Here is a 16,179-nt window from a genome sequence, read left to right as displayed (position 1 = left end):
GGTCAGTGCACGATCACGCCCCGAATGTTCTTGCCGTCCCGCAGATCCTGGTAGCCCTGGTTCACCTGTTCGAGGTTGTAGGTGGTGGTCACGAGTTCGTCCAGCATCAGCTGGCCGGCGTCGTAGAGGCGCAGCAGCCGCACGATGTCGTATTGCGGATTGCAGGAACCGAACAGCGAGCCCTTGATCGTTTTCTCGTGCAGCGTCAAATCGGTTCCGGAGACGTGCACGGTGAGTTTGGCCGGGTCCGCCAGCCCGGTGATGACGACGGTGCCGCCCTTGCCGATCACCGCGGTCGCGGCCGAGACCACCTCGTCGTCGACGGTGCCCACCAGGATCAGCGCCGCGTCGGCGCCCTGCCCCCAGGTGAGTTCGTCGACCTTGGCCGCCGCGCTGGCGGCGTCGGCGAAGGCATGGGTGGCGCCGAACTTGAGCGCGGTCTCGCGCTTGAAAGCCACCGGGTCCACCACCACGACGTACTTACAGCCGGCGGCGGTCGCGCCCTGGACCGCGTTGATGCCCAGGCCGCCGACGCCGTAGATGACGGCGGTGTCGCCGGCCCGCAGGTTTCCGGCATTGACCGCGGTGCCCCAACCGGACGGCACGCCGCAGCCCACCAGCACCGCGGTTTCCAGTGGCAGCCAGTCGTCCACCTTCACCACCGAATGCTGCGAGACGGTGGCCCGCTCGGCGAACGTGCCCAGCATGCACATGGCGCCGAAATCTGTTCCCTGGGAATGGAATCGGAAACTGCCGTCCGGCATGCAGCCCTCCAGGATGGTGGCCCCCATGTCGCACAGGTTCTGCCGGCCGGTGCAGCAGTAGCGGCAAGTCCCGCAGTTCGGGATGAAGCTGCACACCACGTGGTCTCCGGGCTTGACCCTGGTGACGCCGGCACCCACCTCCTCGATGACCCCGGACCCTTCGTGGCCGCCCACGATCGGGAACCGCGGTGGTAAATCACCATCGGTGAGGTGCAGGTCGGAATGGCACAGCCCGGCGGCGGTGTATTTGACCAACACCTCGCCCGGACCCGGCCCGTCGAGATCGAGCTCCATCAGCTCGAACGGTTTGCCCGCCTCGAACAGTACCGCCGCGGTGGTTTTCATCGTGGTGTCCCTTTCTAGAACTCTATGGGCCTACTTGGCCCAGGGGAAGAACTTGGCGACGCCGGCGGCAACCAGCCGCTGATACGACGAGCCCATGATGCGCGCGAGCACATCGACGGCTTTGGCCTCCAGGCCGACCACGACGCGGGCCTGGCCCTTGGCGACTCCGTTGACGATGGTTTTGGCGGCCATCTCCGGCGAATGCAGCGCCAGCCGGCGGTCGAAGAACTCCGCGAACGTCTGCTGGTCCTCGCCGTCGGCCACGGTGGCGTTGCGCGCGACGGCGGTTTTGATGCCGCCGGGATGCACGCACGTCACCTTGACCGGATGCCTGGCGACCAGCATCTCCTGGCGCAGCGCCTCGGTGAAGCCGCGCACCGCGAACTTGGCCGCGTTGTAGGCGCTTTGCCCGGGCACCGCGATCAGCCCGAACAGGCTGGAGATGTTGACGATGTGTCCGTCGCCGGAGGCAATCACGTGCGGCAGAAAGGCTTTGGTGCCGTTGACGACGCCCCAGAAGTCGACGTCGATGATGCGCTCGATGTCCTTGAACTCCGACTTGTCGACGTTGCCGTTGTACGCGATGCCGGCGTTGTTGTAGACCTGGTGCACGGTGCCGAAATGTGCGACGACGGCGTCGGCGTGGGCCAGCACCGCCTCGCGTTCGGCGACGTCGAGCCGGTCCGACTTCACCTGCGCGCCGAGCGCTTGAGCCAGGCGCACGGTTTTGGCCAGCCCGTCGGTGTCGACATCGGAAAGGGCAAGCTTTGCGCGCTTCTCGGAGAGGTTGAGTGCCAACGCTCTGCCGATGCCCGAGCCGGCCCCGGTGATGACGGCGACCTTGCCTTCGAATGAGCTCATTTGACTACTCCCCGTGGTTGTCCCTGCGATTGGTGGAGGTGGCCGCGCAGCCTTGCCCCGAGGTCGGCGATCGCGTCGCGGGCTTCGGGGAGCAGACTGACCTGCAGATGGAAGTCGTGCCACATGCCCGCGAACCGGCGATGCTCGATGCTTGTTTTCGAAGCGGCGCAGGCGGTTTCGATCTTGTCCGCGTCGACGCAGATCGGATCGTCGCCCGCGGTCTGCATGACGATGGGCGGCAGGCCGCTCATGTCGCCGTAGACCGGGGAGATACCGGGCAGCCGCGGATCGGAGGACCCTACGTAGCGCGGCGCCCATTCGGTGCACATCGACGGAAGAATGAGCGGATCGCGCAGCGCCGGTCGCGTCGCTTCGATGTCGACGGCGAGATCGGCCCACGGGCAGATCAGGCCGAGTGCGGCCGGGGCCTGGATGCCGCGATCGCGCAGCGCCATGGCCAGCGCCAGGGTCAACCCTCCGCCAGCCGAATCACCGGCGATGACGGTCGTTTTCGGGTCGAGCCCGTCGTCGAGCAAGCGGGTGTACACCGCAGCCATCTCTTCGAGGGCCACTGGATAGTGGGCGTGCGGTGCGCGGGTGTAGTCGGGGACCAGCGCCGTCATTCCGGCCGCCGCCGCGAGCTGGGCGGCCAGGCCGCGGTAGCCCCGGGCGCTGCCCAGGGCGTAGGCACCGCCGTGCAGGTAGATCAGCGTCCCGCTGGTTGCCGCATGGGGGGGTTGCACCCGCTGGACCGGGACACCGGCGATGCTGACGCGCTGAAAGCGGGTGCCCTTGGGGGCGCGCGCGCCGGCCGTCAGCGTCGCCAGCAGGACTCGACGGCCGGCAATACCCAGCCGGCGGGAAGCGAACAGTGGCCGGGCACCACGTAATACGGACCGGATGACGTTTTTGCGCAGGTTCATGATGCTCAGGCCGCCGCGTGGTCTTGGGCCGCTGCGGCGAAGTGCAGCACGCCGTCATCGATGGGGTCTTCGAGCAGGATCTTGGCGTCCTTCTCGTAGTGCATGAGCACCCTCCACGGATGCTTGGAGCCCTGGCGCGGCATGATGTCCTGGCCGCGCTTCACATAGCCGGAGTTCAGCTGGTCGAACATGCCAACGTCCAGCGCGCAGTCCTGCGCATCGCGCGGCGTTGCCACCGTGTAGCCGTTGTCGGCCATGTGCCGCAGCAGCCGGCACAGGTAGGCGCCGGCGATGTCGGACTTCAGGGTCCATGACGCGTTGGTGTAGCCGATGATCCAGGCCAGATTGGGGGCGTTTTCCAGCAGCACACCCTTATAGGTCATCTTCTCCGGCAGCTGGTATTCGGCGCCGTCCACGATGAGTCGCATCCCGCCCAGCATCTGGATGTTCAGACCGGTCGCGGTGACGATGATGTCGGCCTCGATCTCCCGGCCGGACTTGCACAGGATGCCCTTCTCGGTGAAGGTCTCGATCTGATCGGTCACCACCGACGCCGCGCCCGAGGCCAGCGTCTTAAACAGATCGCCGTTGGGCACGGCGCACAACCGCTCGTCCCACGGCAGGTAGTTCGGGGTGAAGTTGCTCATGTCCACGGAGCGGCCGAGGCGGCGTCGTACCTCCCACAGCAGCAATCGCCGCATCAGCTTGGGCCAGCGCCGGCAGGCCTGGTAGAGCTTTCGCTGGATGGCGATGTTGCGCCTGCGGCCAAACTCGTAGACCCAGCGATCCGGCAGGAAGCGGCCCAGGACTTCGGAGATCTTGTCGACCGCCGGCAGCGAGAAGATGTACGACGGGGATCGCTGCAGCATCGTCACGTGCGCGGCACTGCCGGGGTTGGAGCCGGCCATCGCCGGAACCAAAGTGACCGCCGTTGCGCCGCTGCCGATGACGACGACCTTCTTGCCGGAATAATCGAGGTCTTCGGGCCAGTGCTGCGGGTGCACGCACCGGCCGCCGAACCGGTGCACGCCGGGGAAGTCCGGCAGATAACCCGCGTCGTAGTTGTAGTAGCCGGTGCAGCTGATGAGGTAATCGCAGGTGTAGGTCCGGGTTTCGCCGGTCGCCTCGTGCACGCCCGCGACGGTCCAACGGCACTGCCGGCTCGACCACTCGGCGGTGTTGACCTTCAGGCCGTAGTGAATCTTCTCGTCGACGCCGAACTCCGTGGCGGTGTCGGCGATGTACTGCCGGATCGACGCGCCGTCGGCGAGCACCTTCACGTGGCGCCACGGGCGGAACTTGTAGCCGAAGGTGAACATGTCGGAGTCCGAACGAACTCCCGGGTAGCGGAACAAGTCCCAGGTGCCGCCCAGGCGCTCCCGTCGTTCCAGGAGGGCGATTGTCTTGTCGGGGAACTCGGCCGTCACGTGACAGGCCGTCCCGATGCCGGATAGGCCGGCGCCGATGATCAGGACGTCGAAATGCTGGTTCATGGCTCCAGCATGGTGGAGGACCCCCGCCACGTATTGACACTTTGCGACAGCCTTTTATCATTTTCCGACAGGAGGTGATGGAGCTGGGCAGCCTCATCCGCGCCACCAACCTGTGGGGGTACACCGACCTGATGCGCGAGCTCGGCGCGGACCCGCTGCCGTTTCTGCGGCGCTTCGACATCCCGCCGGGCATCGAACACCAAGAGGACGCGTTCATGTCGCTGGCCGGGTTCGTGCGCATGCTGGAGGCCAGCGCCGCCGAGCTCGATTGCCCGGACTTCGGACTACGCCTTGCACGCTGGCAGGGCCTGGGCATTCTCGGCCCGGTAGCGGTGATCGCGCGCAACGCTGCCACCTTGTTCGGCGGGCTGGAGGCGATCGGTCGCTACCTCTACGTCCATTCGCCCGCCCTGACGCTGACGGTTTCATCAACTACCGCACGGTCCAACGTCCGGTTCGGCTATGAGGTGACCGAACCGGGGATTCCCTATCCGCTGCAGGGATACGAGCTGAGCATGGCCAACGCCGCCCGGATGATCCGCCTGCTGGGCGGACCGCAGGCGCGGGCGCGCGTTTTCTCGTTCCGACATGCGCAACTGGGCACCGACGCCGCCTACCGCGAAGCGTTGGGTTGTACCGTTCGGTTCGGCCGGACATGGTGCGGGTTCGAGGTGGACCACCGGCTCGCCGGTAGGCCCATCGACCATGCGGATCCGGAAACCAAGCGCATCGCCACGAAATATTTGGAATCCCAATACCTTCCGAGCGATGCCACGCTCTCCGAGCGGGTCGTCGGGTTGGCCCGCCGCCTGCTGCCGACCGGCCAATGCAGCGCCGAGGCCATCGCCGACCAACTCGACATGCACCCACGAACGCTGCAGCGGCGCTTGGCTGCCGAGGGCCTCCGGTGCCATGACCTCATCGAGCGCGAACGCCGTGCGCAAGCGGCAAGGTACCTCGCCCAACCGGGGTTGTATCTGAGCCAAATCGCGGTGCTGCTCGGCTATTCCGAGCAGAGCGCGCGCAACCGGTCGTGCCGGCGCTGGTTTGGGATGACACCCCGGCAGTATCGAGCCTATGGTGGGGTCAGCGGTCGGTGAAACGGGTGGTGAAACCCCAGCCCCGACTGACAGAAGCGGTTCGCATTGGGGACGCCCGAATCATGGATAATCCATGACACTGGGGTGCTGCGCGCGGCGGCCGCGGCTTCACTGCTAGTGGTCTGCTATTGGTTGAGGAGGTCCTCGACGAGGAGCCTCGACCGGTCGGTGATGGTTTCGGCGGGAAAGTAGCGTGCGACAATCTCCCATACGCCGGCCGCGCTGGTGATTCGCAGCCGATCGAGCAGGAGGCGAATGTCTTCGCCGTCACGCACGCCGCGTGCCGCAACGACTTTCATCGCGAGAAGGTGCTGCGCGGGTGTGGCTACGACATGCAGGAATGGGTGATCGAAAACGGGGGCGCCTTCACCTGGTGTGCGGGAGACGTAACCGCTGGCCTGATTGTTGAGCCACGTTCGCGGCCAACCCATTTCGTCAGCGACCTCACGAATCGCTTCGAGCATAGGCCCGTCAGTTGAGAACAACGCGTCGATATCGCGAGTGGTGACACGGGAGTTGTAGGCGAGTAGCATCGCCGCCCCGCCGACAACGTGCACCTGACCGACAACGCCTCTGCGTTCCAGCTTGGCCGCCAGGGCAGTGAACGCCCGCTGGAGCTCGGTTCGGTTGAACACCGGTTCGGGCATGACACACACTCCATCGCTCGTGAGGTCGTGGCGATCTAGGTAAATGCCGCGGCGCCGGAACGGCGCCGGCGTCCACACGGCGGCAAACGCTCGTGCCGACGGGAGGTCGCTGACCCACCAGGCCGTGTCCAGAAACCGTTCGATACTCACCGACCACAAGGGTCCAGGCCGGCCCCAGCGCGCCGAAATGTATTCCGCAGCCGCGGCCAACAAAGCATCGAACCGGTGCTCACCGATCAGCGCGGGCTCGTCAACGATGAGATCGAGCGCGGATGTCCCGGTCTCATCGGCGCCGCGGAGGAACTCGAAGAAAATGCGCAGTCGTGCCCGCTCATCTTCGGTCTCTCCGATCGCGGCACCCGTCTCGGCCATGGTGAACGCTTGTGCGGCCGGCACGAGATGGTTGGCGGTTTTGAGGTCGGTGCGCGCACCCTGGCGCAGGGTGACCGCCTTGATCGCCTGCGCGGGGTAGCCGCTGACCCGGTGAATGTGGCGGCTCGACAGGATAGCGCGAGCGCGCGACGCGCTCACGCCCCAATGGCGCGCCGCGCGTTCCACCGTCCACAGATCGCTCGGCCCCATCAGCGTCAACATACGAGCGAACTGCTCGTATGTCAACTGGTGCCGGTCCTTCCCTCCGTTGGTCTGGGAACGGAGCTTTTGCGTGCGGTGGGTATCGAGCCGCGACGCCGCGGCTTGGCGATAGTGTGGGGTCACCGGCGATGAAACTGGTGGTGATACCCTCCCGGCCGAGGATAGTGACCGTCGATGACCGACGTTGATCCGCACGCGACGCGGCGGGACCTGGTCCCGAATATTCCCGCGGAACTGCTTGAGGCTGGATTCGACAATGTCGAGGAGATCGGGCGCGGCGGATTCGGCGTCGTCTACCGCTGCGTCCAGCCCTCGCTGGACCGCGCCGTCGCCGTCAAGGTATTGAGCACCGACCTGGATCGGGACAATCTCGAGCGCTTCCTGCGCGAGCAGCGGGCCATGGGCCGCCTTTCCGGGCACCCGCACATCGTGACCGTCTTGCAGGTGGGCGTGTTGGCGGGTGGGCGGCCCTTCATCGTGATGCCCTACCACGCCAAGAATTCGTTGGAGACGCTGATTCGCCGGCACGGGCCGCTGGACTGGCGCGAGACGCTGTCGATCGGCGTCAAGCTCGCGGGAGCGCTGGAAGCCGCGCATCGCGTCGGCACCCTGCACCGTGACGTGAAGCCGGGGAATATCCTGCTGACCGACTACGGGGAACCGCAGCTGACCGATTTCGGAATCGCCAGAATCGCCGGGGGTTTCGAGACGGCGACCGGGGTGATTGCCGGTTCCCCGGCTTTCACCGCGCCGGAAGTTCTCGAAGGAGCATCGCCGACGCCCGCCTCTGACGTGTACTCCCTGGGCGCGACGTTGTTCTGTGCGCTGACCGGCCATGCCGCCTACGAGCGCCGCAGCGGTGAGCGGGTGATCGCCCAGTTCCTGCGGATCACCTCGCAGCCGATCCCCGACCTGCGGAAGCAGGGACTGCCCGCGGACGTGGCCGCCGCCATCGAACGGGCGATGGCCCGCCATCCGGCGGATCGTCCCGCGACCGCGGCAGACGTTGGCGAGGAGCTTCGCGACGTTCAGCGCCGCAACGGCGTCAGCGTCGACGAGATGCCCCTCCCCGTCGAGCTGGGCGTGGAACGCCGACGCTCGCCCGAGGCGCACGCGGCGCATCGGCATACCGGCGGCGGCACCCCGACGGTCCCGACGCCTCCGACACCCGCGACCAAGTACCGGCCGTCGGTGCCCACCGGCTCGCTGGTCACCCGCAGCCGGCTCACCGACATCCTGCGCGCCGGCGGACGGCGCCGGCTGATCCTCATCCACGCGCCCTCGGGATTCGGCAAAAGCACCCTGGCGGCGCAATGGCGGGAAGAGCTCTCGCGCGACGGCGCCGCGGTCGCCTGGCTGACAATCGACAACGACGACAACAACGAGGTGTGGTTCTTGTCGCACCTGCTCGAGTCGATCCGGCGGGTCCGGCCCACGCTGGCCGAGTCGTTGGGGCACGTGCTCGAAGAGCATGGGGATGACGCCGGCCGCTACGTGTTGACTTCGCTGATCGACGAAATCCACGAAAACGACGACCGGATCGCGGTGGTGATCGACGACTGGCATCGGGTGTCCGACAGCCGCACCCAAGCTGCCCTGGGTTTCCTGCTGGACAACGGATGTCACCACCTGCAGCTCATCGTGACCAGCTGGTCTCGCGCCGGTTTGCCGGTGGGCAGGTTGCGGATCGGCGACGAACTAGCCGAGATCGATTCGGCTGCTTTGCGCTTCGATACCGACGAGGCCGCCGCGCTGCTGAACGATGCTGGTGGTCTGCGATTGCCGCGCGCAGACGTGCAGGCGCTGACTACCTCTACCGACGGGTGGGCCGCGGCGCTGCGGCTGGCCGCGCTGTCGCTGCGCGGCGGGGGCGACGCGACCCAACTCCTGCGCGGACTTTCCGGCGCCAGTGACGTGATCCACGAATTCCTGAGCGAAAACGTGCTGGACACCCTGGAACCCGAACTGCGCGAATTCCTACTGGTGGCATCGGTCACCGAACGCACGTGCGGCGGGCTGGCCTCGGCGCTGGCCGGGATCACCAATGGGCGGGCGATGCTGGAAGAGGCCGAGCACCGCGGCTTGTTCCTGCAACGGACCGAAGACGACCCGAATTGGTTTCGCTTCCACCAAATGTTCGCCGACTTTCTCCACCGTCGCCTCGAACGTGGCGGGTCGCACCGGGTGGCGGAACTGCACCGCAGGGCATCGGCCTGGTTCGCCGAGAACGGCTACCTGCACGAAGCCGTCGACCATGCACTGGCCGCGGGCGATCCCGCGCGCGCCGTCGATCTTGTCGAGCAGGATGAAACGAACCTGCCGGAGCAGTCAAAGATGACCACACTTCTGGCAATCGTGCAGAAACTGCCGACGTCGATGGTGGTTTCACGGGCCCGGCTCCAACTCGCCATCGCGTGGGCGAACATTCTGCTGCAACGGCCGGCGCCGGCCACCGGTGCCCTGAATCGTTTCGAAACGGCCCTTGGCCGGGCCGAGCTTCCCGAGGCGACGCAGGCGGATCTGCGGGCCGAGGCAGACGTGTTGCGGGCGGTCGCCGAGGTGTTCGCAGACCGGGTCGAGCGCGTGGATGACCTTCTCGCCGAGGCAATGTCGAGACCGGACACCCTGCCCCCGCGAGTCCCCGGGACCGCCGGCAACACCGCGGCGTTGGCCGCGATCTGCCGCTTCGAGTTCGCCGAGGTATATCCACTGCTGGACTGGGCCGCGCCCTACCAGGAAATGATGGGACCGTTCGGCACCGTTTATGCGCAGTGCTTGCGCGGCATGGCGGCCAGGAATCGGCTCGACATTGTCGCTGCGCTACAGAACTTCCGAACGGCGTTCGAGGTCGGCACGGCAGTGGGGGCCCACTCGCACGCGGCGCGGCTTGCGGGTTCGCTGCTCGCCGAATTGCTCTACGAGACCGGCGATCTGGCCGGGGCTGGTCGTCTCATGGACGAGAGCTATCTGCTGGGTTCCGAGGGGGGTGCAGTGGACTACCTGGCCGCCAGGTACGTGATCGGCGCGCGGGTCAAGGCGGCCCAGGGGGATCATGAGGGTGCGGCTGATCGCCTGTCCACCGGAGGCGATACTGCCGTCCAGCTGGGGCTGCCGCGCCTGGCTGCCCGAATCAACAACGAGCGGATCCGGCTGGGCATCGCGCTACCTGCGGCGGTGGCCGCCGATTTGCTGGCACCCCGCACCATCCCCCGCGACAATGGAATCGCCACCATGACAGCCGAACTCGACGAGGACTCCGCGGTGCGCCTGTTGTCCGCCGGCGACTCCGCCGATCGTGACCAAGCCTGCCAACGGGCCGGTGCTCTCGCCGCCGCCATCGACGGTACGCGCAGACCGCTGGCGGCGCTGCAGGCGCAAATACTTCATATCGAAACGCTTGCCGCCACCGGACGGGAATCCGATGCGCGAAACGAACTGGCGCCGGTAGCCACGAAGTGCGCCGAACTCGGGCTGTCACGTCTGCTGGTCGATGCGGGACTGGCCTAACTCGCGGCCGGCCGTATCGTCGTGCAGATCTTGCAGCCACAAGACGATGGGAGCAAGCATGCAATTCGGTGTCCTGACGTTCGTCACCGACGAGGGAATCGGCCCGGCGGAGCTGGGTGCGGCACTCGAGCACCGCGGGTTTGAGTCGCTGTTCCTCGCCGAGCACACCCATATTCCCGTCAACACGCAGAGCCCCTACCCGGGCGGTGGCCCAATTCCGGAGAAGTATTACCGCACCCTGGATCCCTTTGTGGCGTTGGCGGCCGCGGCAGCTACCACCCAGTCACTGGTGTTAGGCACCGGCATCGCGCTGATCCCGGAACGCGATCCGATCGTCACGGCCAAGGAGGTCGCCTCGCTGGATCTGGTGTCGCAGGGACGGTTTCGCTTCGGCGTGGGTGTGGGCTGGTTGCGCTAAGAAGTCGCCAACCATGGTGTGGACCCTGCGGTGCGCGGACGTGTGATCGATGAGCGGTTGCGCGCGATAATCGAGATCTGGACGCAGGAGCAGGCGGAATTCCATGGGACATATGTGGACTTCGATCCGATCTACTGCTGGCCGAAGCCGGTGACAAAGCCCTATCCTCCGCTGTATGTGGGCGGGGGACCGGCGAACTTCCCGCGGATAGCCCGGCTCAATGCCGGGTGGATCGCGATCAGTCCATCACCGCAGCGGCTGTCGGGTCCGCTTCAGCGGTTGCGCGCCATGGCCGGGGGCGACGTGCCGGTGACCGTGTGCCAGTGGGGTGAAGCGGCGGCTAAAGACCTTGAGGGATACCGGCATCTAGGGGTGGAGCGGGTTTTGCTGGAGCTGCCGACCGAGCCTCGCGACCCGACGCTTCGATATCTGGACAAGCTTCAGGCCGAGCTAGCGCGGCTGGCGTAGTTGGACGGGTCGCCGTCAGAGGCCAATGATGACGATGACCACGCCGATCACGATGGCCACCGAGAGGGACAACAACAGAAAGCTGACGAATCCCTCCTTGGCGGCCGGGGCTTTGTGGTCGCCGGTCGCGATGGGCGCGAATTTACGGCCCGCTCCCCAGGCCGCCGCGAGCAGGGTCGCCAGCCAGTTGGCGTAGGCGGAGTAAACGATCAGCGCCACCGCGATAACCTGCCATGCCTCGGGCAGATCGATGTGCGGCCAGAGCAGGCCGAGCACGACGAGGAACATCCCGTTGAGGACCCCCTCGAGGTGGCTCGACAGCGCCATGCGCGGGTTCTTCAGTGCCGGGATGACCAATCCGGTAAGCAGGCCGATCAGGAACAGGGCCAACCCGATGGTGAATAGCAGCTTCTGCAATTAGCGCACGAACCTTCCCAACACTCGCCGCACCAAACCGTTGGATGCCCCGCTCGGCGGCAGTCGATGAGCATACGGCCACGGTTGGTTGCGTTCCGGTACCGATACCGCACGTTGCTGTTTGAGCAGCATCCGCAGATGCTGTCGCAGCTCGTGCAGTTGTGGGTCGGTCCACCGGTTGTATGCCTCGATGGGATCGGCGGTCAGGTCGTAGAGCTCCCACTGGTCGTCCAGTGGATCGGTGCGATAGGCGTCGCCGCCCATGCCGTTGGTGGCCAGGTGACGCACACCGGGTTCGGTCCAGGTGGCCGGGTCGTCGAAGGTACGCACCAGTTTCCACAGGTGCCCGGCACCACCGGCGGCGTCGGTGTCATCGACCCGTACGACTAATCCCTCGAAGTTGGCGGCGACGTGGGCGGGCACCTTGATGCGCAGCGGTGCAGGCGGATTCACGATACGGCCCAGTTGCCGCGACAGCAGGGACGCGCCGGTGTCGCCTTCGAGCACGTTGTCACGCGTCATCAGGTAGATGGCCCGACCCTCGTCGGCCGAAGCCCCGTCCACGACCGGCATCAGGTCACGACCGGGCAGCGGATGCACCTCGGAGAACGATTCGGCCAGGGCCGCGGCCACCACGTCTACGTCCACGCCGGCCGCGCTAAGCAGCGTCGGCACCAAGTCGACATGCGAGGTGGGCGCCGAGACCGTGCGCGGTTGGGTTGCCTTCTCGCCGATGCGGGCAATGACGAACGGCACCCTGGTTGCCTCGTCATAGAGGTTGAACCACTTCTGGTGCAGTCCGCCATGCGCCCCGAGCAGATCGCCATGGTCGGAGGTGCGCACCAGCATGGCATCCTCGGATCCGCCCTCGGTGACCGCGCGGCGCACCCGGTCGATCGGCCCGTCGACCTCGGCGTGCAGGCGGTAGTAGAGGTCCCGGTAGCGCTGCGCGTTGCGGGCATAGTTGCGGCTGACCATACGCGTTAGGCCGTATCCGGAGTAGTACGCCTCCCGGTAGGCGACCTGCGCGGCCGGCTTGGTCGACAGGTCCTCGTCGGCGGTCGGCGCCGCCGGTACGTGTGGCGGGTCCAGTGGGGAGGGCTTTAGCGGGCTGCGCCACACCCATGCCGGGAACAGCACGATGTCGTGCGGGTTGACGAAGCTGGCCACCAGCAAGAACGGGCGCATCGCGGCGGTGTCACCGGCGCGCCGCCGGGCGTAGCGCTCGGTCAGCCACGCGACGACACGATCGGCGACCAGCGGGTCGCGACGAAAACCGCTGTTGGCCAACCCCGCCCCATGGGGCTCGGGGCCCACCCACCCGGAGAAGCCGTATGGCCCGAGCGGGTCGGCGTCGAGGTAACGCCGCACCGCGGCCGAGTCGACGACGCCCTCGTTGTCGTTGGTGGCCAGTGGTGCACCGGTCGCGGGGTCTTCCAGATCGGCGTGCGAGATGTGCCACTTGCCGTCGTAGTGAGTGTCATACCCGGCCGCGCGAAACCAGTTACCCAACGTCGGCACCTCGCCGGCCCGTAGCCAGCGCAGCCGCGAATCATCGAATCGCTTGCCGATGCCGTCGGTCTGGGTGACGCCGTGCAGATCCGGATATTGGCCGGTGAAAATCGTCGGGCGGCTGGGCACGCACGCCAGCGAACCGGTGTAGTGCCGAGTGAAACTGATCCCGTGCTCGTCGAACCAACGGCGGCCGGTCAAGCTGCGTTGACGCCAGGCGAGCACCTCGGCCGACTCGTACGGCGGCACCGCACGTTCCTCGTCGGTCATCACGATGATGATGTCGGGACGGTTAGCCATGTTTGTCCTCCAATCGTTGTGCCAGCCCGGCGAGCATCGTGTTGGACCGCTTGGCCATGGCGCGGCCGACGACAAGTTCGGCCAGACGCGCCAGCGGGTTGCCGCCGATTTCGATCGTGCTGGTCAAGGTGACCACCGTCACCGCGCCTACAGGATCGGCCGGCCGTAGTGTCCAGCGGTTGGTGACTTTGCGCAGCCGGGCGGGCAGGCCCTCGATGCGGTAGGCCAGTGTCGTGGGTGGGTCGAACTCGATGACACGCTCCACCAGCGTGTTGCGGCCGACCTGCACGCGGCGGGTGCTGCCTAGAGCTCCGCCGTCGGGACCGTGGTTCAAGACGCAGGAGTGGTCGACGCCCTCGACCCATGAACTCAAGGAACCAAAGTCGGCCAGGACGTCCCAGATGGTTTGCTGCCGGGCCGCTATCGTCCGGCTGCGGCGAGTGTCGGACACCACGCCATCCAACACCATGGACGTGGGTTTTGCGGGGCATCCTGCCAATCCGATTTGCGACGTCGCTACGGTTTAAGGAGAACAATGTCGACATCGACTGAGCGAAGAGACACTAGATGACCTCAATGTATGAACAGGTCGATACCAACACGGCGGATCCGGTGGCCGGGTCTCGTATCGATCCGGTTCTCGCGCGGAGTTGGTTACTGGTCAACGGCGCGCACGGCGACCGGTTCGAGTCCGCCGCGCACTCACGCGCCGACATCGTCGTGCTCGATATCGAGGACGCGGTCGCTCCCAAAGACAAGCATGCCGCCCGGGACAACGCCGTGCGTTGGTTTGGTGACGGAAACGCTGACTGGGTGCGCATCAACGGCTTCGGCACACCTTGGTGGGCGGACGATCTAGCGATGTTGGCCGATAGCCCCGTTGGCGGAGTGATGCTGGCGATGGTCGAATCGGTGGACCATGTCACCGAGACCGCGAAACGACTACCTAACGTGCCGATCGTTGCACTGGTCGAAACGGCGCGGGGTCTGGAGCGCATCAACGAGATTGCTGCGGCCAAGGGCACCTTCCGGCTCGCCTTCGGTATCGGCGACTTTCGCCGGGACACCGGCTTTGGCGAAGACCCGGCAACATTGGCCTACGCGCGGTCGCGCTTTACCATCGCGGCCCGGGCCGCCGGTCTGCCCAGCGCGATCGACGGGCCGACCATCGGCTCCAACGCGCTCAAGCTGATCGAGGCCACGGCCGTCTCCGCCGAGTTTGGCATGACCGGCAAGATCTGCCTTTCGCCGGACCAATGTCCGGTGGTGAATGAGGGGCTATCCCCGTCGCAGGACGAAATCGTCTGGGCGAAGGAATTTTTCGCTGAGTTCGCCCGCGACGGGGGCGAGATCCGCAACGGGTCTGACCTGCCGCGCATTGCCCGGGCCACCAAGATCCTCGATCTGGCCCGCGCCTACGGCATCGAAGTGTCCGACTTCGAGGACGAACCGGTTCACATGCCGGCTCCGACTGACACCTACCACTACTAGGCGGCGTATCGAGCGAGCGCGATGCCGATTCGGACCTCGAGTTCGCTGACGGTGACCGCAGGCAGGTGCGGCGGGGCGCCGGACCGGTGTCGACTGCCTGTCGGGGTAATGAATTCGGCTGTGTGCGTGTGATTTTCGTCGACACTTGTGCTGACCCGCCAGCCGGGGGCTTGTTTGGCGTAGTTGCAGCGTTCGCAGGTCCCAAGCCCGTTGTGCGCGCTGGTCGGGCCGCCGTCGGCCCAGGGGTGGGCATGGTCGCGGTGTCGGATCGGCGCGTCACAGTAGGGGGTGCGGCAACGCTGATCGCGCAGCTCGATGAAGGCGGCCAGACCGCGGGGAAACAGCCGCGCCCGTGATTCCATCGACACCAGCGCCCCGGCCTGAGGATGAGCGTAGAGCCTGCGCAGGGTGGCCCGCGATCTCTGGTCGGTGACGGCGCTAGCGACCATGGTCCGTGCCACGGCCGCAGGAATGGGACCGTAGCCGCACAGCTGCGCCGGTGTGTTGGCCGCACCCAGCAGCGTTTCATCCGACATGACCAGGTTGACCGCGATCGGGGTCGGGACCGCCGCGTCGCGGCCGGTGACCCGTTCGACCAGGGTGTCGGCCATGACTTGGCCGCGGGAGCGCCCGTCGCAGCGGGTGTCTGCCGCTCGGGTCAGCGCCGCATACACCGACACGCCTTGGGCGACTGGCAACAGGGCGGTCAGATACGTCATGGTGTCCGGTGCCGGCCGAATGGTGACCGTACGGTCATTTTCGGCGTTGGCCGCCCGGTCGACGACGGCCTGCGGGTCCAGCCGATAGGCGATCGCCCTGGCGGCCGCGACCACCCGCGCATCGCCCATCCCCTCCAAGTCGCCGGGGTCGCCACATAACTCGGCATCTAATGCGCGCCGGTCCGCGACATCCAGACATGCGCTTTCGCGCACGATCAGGGTGGCCCGCCACTCCGAGAGGGCGCCGCAGTCCAGGGCGGCCAGCGTGTGTGGCATCTCGTAAACCAAGGCCTTGGCAAACCCCAGATGCCGGCTGCCCCGGGCTGGTGAATCTCGTCGAGCCAGGGCAATCTCACTGGCCAGCCCACGTCCACGGCGCGCAGCCGGCACCCCGGCAGCTCCTTCGGCGGCTCTGCGGGCGGCGTCCACAGCGGCCGCCGCCCGCGCCTGGCCAGCCGCGGCTGCCGACTTAAGCCGCTCCAGCTCGGCGATTCGCTCGATCAACGCCGCTTCCTCGGCATCCGGGTCGATCGCGGTCAATGTCTCGAACATGTGTTCGAGAATAGCAGCCTGCACAGACCGGGACAACTGGTGGCGCCGGTGGCTGTGGATAAGCCCCC

At 66.6% G+C, this 16,179-nt stretch carries 12 protein-coding genes and 1 pseudogene; 4 read left to right on the top strand and 9 right to left on the bottom strand.

What is annotated here, in order from left to right:
- Positions 1 to 2: 2 nt before the first annotated feature.
- The 4 genes from FF952_RS16280 to FF952_RS16265 are packed head-to-tail and all read right to left on the bottom strand — an operon-like array spanning position 3 to position 4,386.
- A complete protein-coding gene (locus tag FF952_RS16280; protein WP_003416075.1) occupies positions 3 to 1,109 on the bottom strand; it encodes an NDMA-dependent alcohol dehydrogenase in 1,107 nt (368 codons plus the stop codon).
- A 30-nt stretch (positions 1,110 to 1,139) separates the two neighbouring features.
- Positions 1,140 to 1,970 (bottom strand): SDR family NAD(P)-dependent oxidoreductase, encoded by an 831-nt coding sequence (locus FF952_RS16275; RefSeq protein WP_003416074.1) that lies wholly within the window; start codon positions 1,968 to 1,970, stop codon positions 1,140 to 1,142.
- Positions 1,967 to 2,893, bottom strand: a complete 927-nt coding sequence (locus tag FF952_RS16270) for an alpha/beta hydrolase (protein WP_003901538.1) — start codon at positions 2,891 to 2,893, stop codon at positions 1,967 to 1,969. Before FF952_RS16270 ends, FF952_RS16275 begins: the two co-directional genes overlap by 4 nt.
- 5 nt (positions 2,894 to 2,898) lie before the next feature.
- Positions 2,899 to 4,386 (bottom strand): flavin-containing monooxygenase, encoded by a 1,488-nt coding sequence (locus FF952_RS16265; protein WP_003904169.1) that lies wholly within the window; start codon positions 4,384 to 4,386, stop codon positions 2,899 to 2,901.
- A 77-nt stretch (positions 4,387 to 4,463) separates the two neighbouring features.
- Here FF952_RS16265 and FF952_RS16260 point away from each other — a divergent pair, with 77 nt between their 5' ends.
- Entirely contained in the window at positions 4,464 to 5,486 is a 1,023-nt protein-coding gene (locus FF952_RS16260) for an AraC family transcriptional regulator (RefSeq protein ID WP_003904168.1), read from the top strand.
- Between the two features lie 125 nt (positions 5,487 to 5,611).
- Here FF952_RS16260 and FF952_RS16255 read toward each other — a convergent pair whose 3' ends face one another.
- Complete coding sequence (locus FF952_RS16255) at positions 5,612 to 6,850, bottom strand: nucleotidyltransferase (protein ID WP_003416066.1); 1,239 nt, start codon at positions 6,848 to 6,850, stop codon at positions 5,612 to 5,614.
- A 51-nt stretch (positions 6,851 to 6,901) separates the two neighbouring features.
- On the opposite strand from FF952_RS16255, the gene pknK reads away from it, so the two are divergent.
- Both pknK and FF952_RS16245 read left to right on the top strand, forming a co-directional pair.
- A complete protein-coding gene (gene pknK, locus FF952_RS16250; RefSeq protein WP_003899905.1) occupies positions 6,902 to 10,234 on the top strand; it encodes a serine/threonine protein kinase PknK in 3,333 nt (1,110 codons plus the stop codon).
- Positions 10,235 to 10,292: 58 nt separating this feature from the next.
- Positions 10,293 to 11,120, top strand: a pseudogene (locus tag FF952_RS16245) (LLM class F420-dependent oxidoreductase).
- A 15-nt stretch (positions 11,121 to 11,135) separates the two neighbouring features.
- On the opposite strand, the gene FF952_RS16240 reads toward FF952_RS16245, so the two are convergent.
- Genes FF952_RS16240 through FF952_RS16230 form a run of 3 tightly spaced genes read right to left on the bottom strand, consistent with a single transcriptional unit; the run spans position 11,136 to position 13,818 of the window.
- Positions 11,136 to 11,537: a styrene oxide isomerase gene (locus FF952_RS16240; protein ID WP_003416059.1), complete on the bottom strand. Its 402-nt coding sequence runs from the start codon at positions 11,535 to 11,537 to the stop codon at positions 11,136 to 11,138.
- Positions 11,538 to 13,349: a sulfatase-like hydrolase/transferase gene (locus tag FF952_RS16235; protein WP_003901535.1), complete on the bottom strand. Its 1,812-nt coding sequence runs from the start codon at positions 13,347 to 13,349 to the stop codon at positions 11,538 to 11,540.
- Positions 13,342 to 13,818: an SRPBCC family protein gene (locus tag FF952_RS16230; RefSeq protein WP_003416053.1), complete on the bottom strand. Its 477-nt coding sequence runs from the start codon at positions 13,816 to 13,818 to the stop codon at positions 13,342 to 13,344. The genes FF952_RS16235 and FF952_RS16230 overlap by 8 nt, the downstream gene beginning before the upstream one ends.
- Before the next feature lie 107 nt (positions 13,819 to 13,925).
- On the opposite strand from FF952_RS16230, the gene FF952_RS16225 reads away from it, so the two are divergent.
- Entirely contained in the window at positions 13,926 to 14,840 is a 915-nt protein-coding gene (locus tag FF952_RS16225; RefSeq protein WP_003912070.1) for an HpcH/HpaI aldolase/citrate lyase family protein, read from the top strand.
- Here the strand turns inward: FF952_RS16225 and FF952_RS16220 are convergent.
- Positions 14,837 to 16,111, bottom strand: a complete 1,275-nt coding sequence (locus FF952_RS16220; protein ID WP_003416051.1) for an HNH endonuclease — start codon at positions 16,109 to 16,111, stop codon at positions 14,837 to 14,839. The genes FF952_RS16225 and FF952_RS16220 overlap by 4 nt on opposite strands.
- Between the last annotated feature and the right edge of the window lie 68 nt (positions 16,112 to 16,179).

It is taken from the genome of Mycobacterium tuberculosis complex sp. N0072 (assembly GCF_030323725.1).
In the GTDB taxonomy this organism is placed as follows: domain Bacteria; phylum Actinomycetota; class Actinomycetes; order Mycobacteriales; family Mycobacteriaceae; genus Mycobacterium; species Mycobacterium tuberculosis.
Note: the sequence above shows the minus strand (reverse complement) of the source record. Positions and strands in the feature narration are given on the sequence as shown.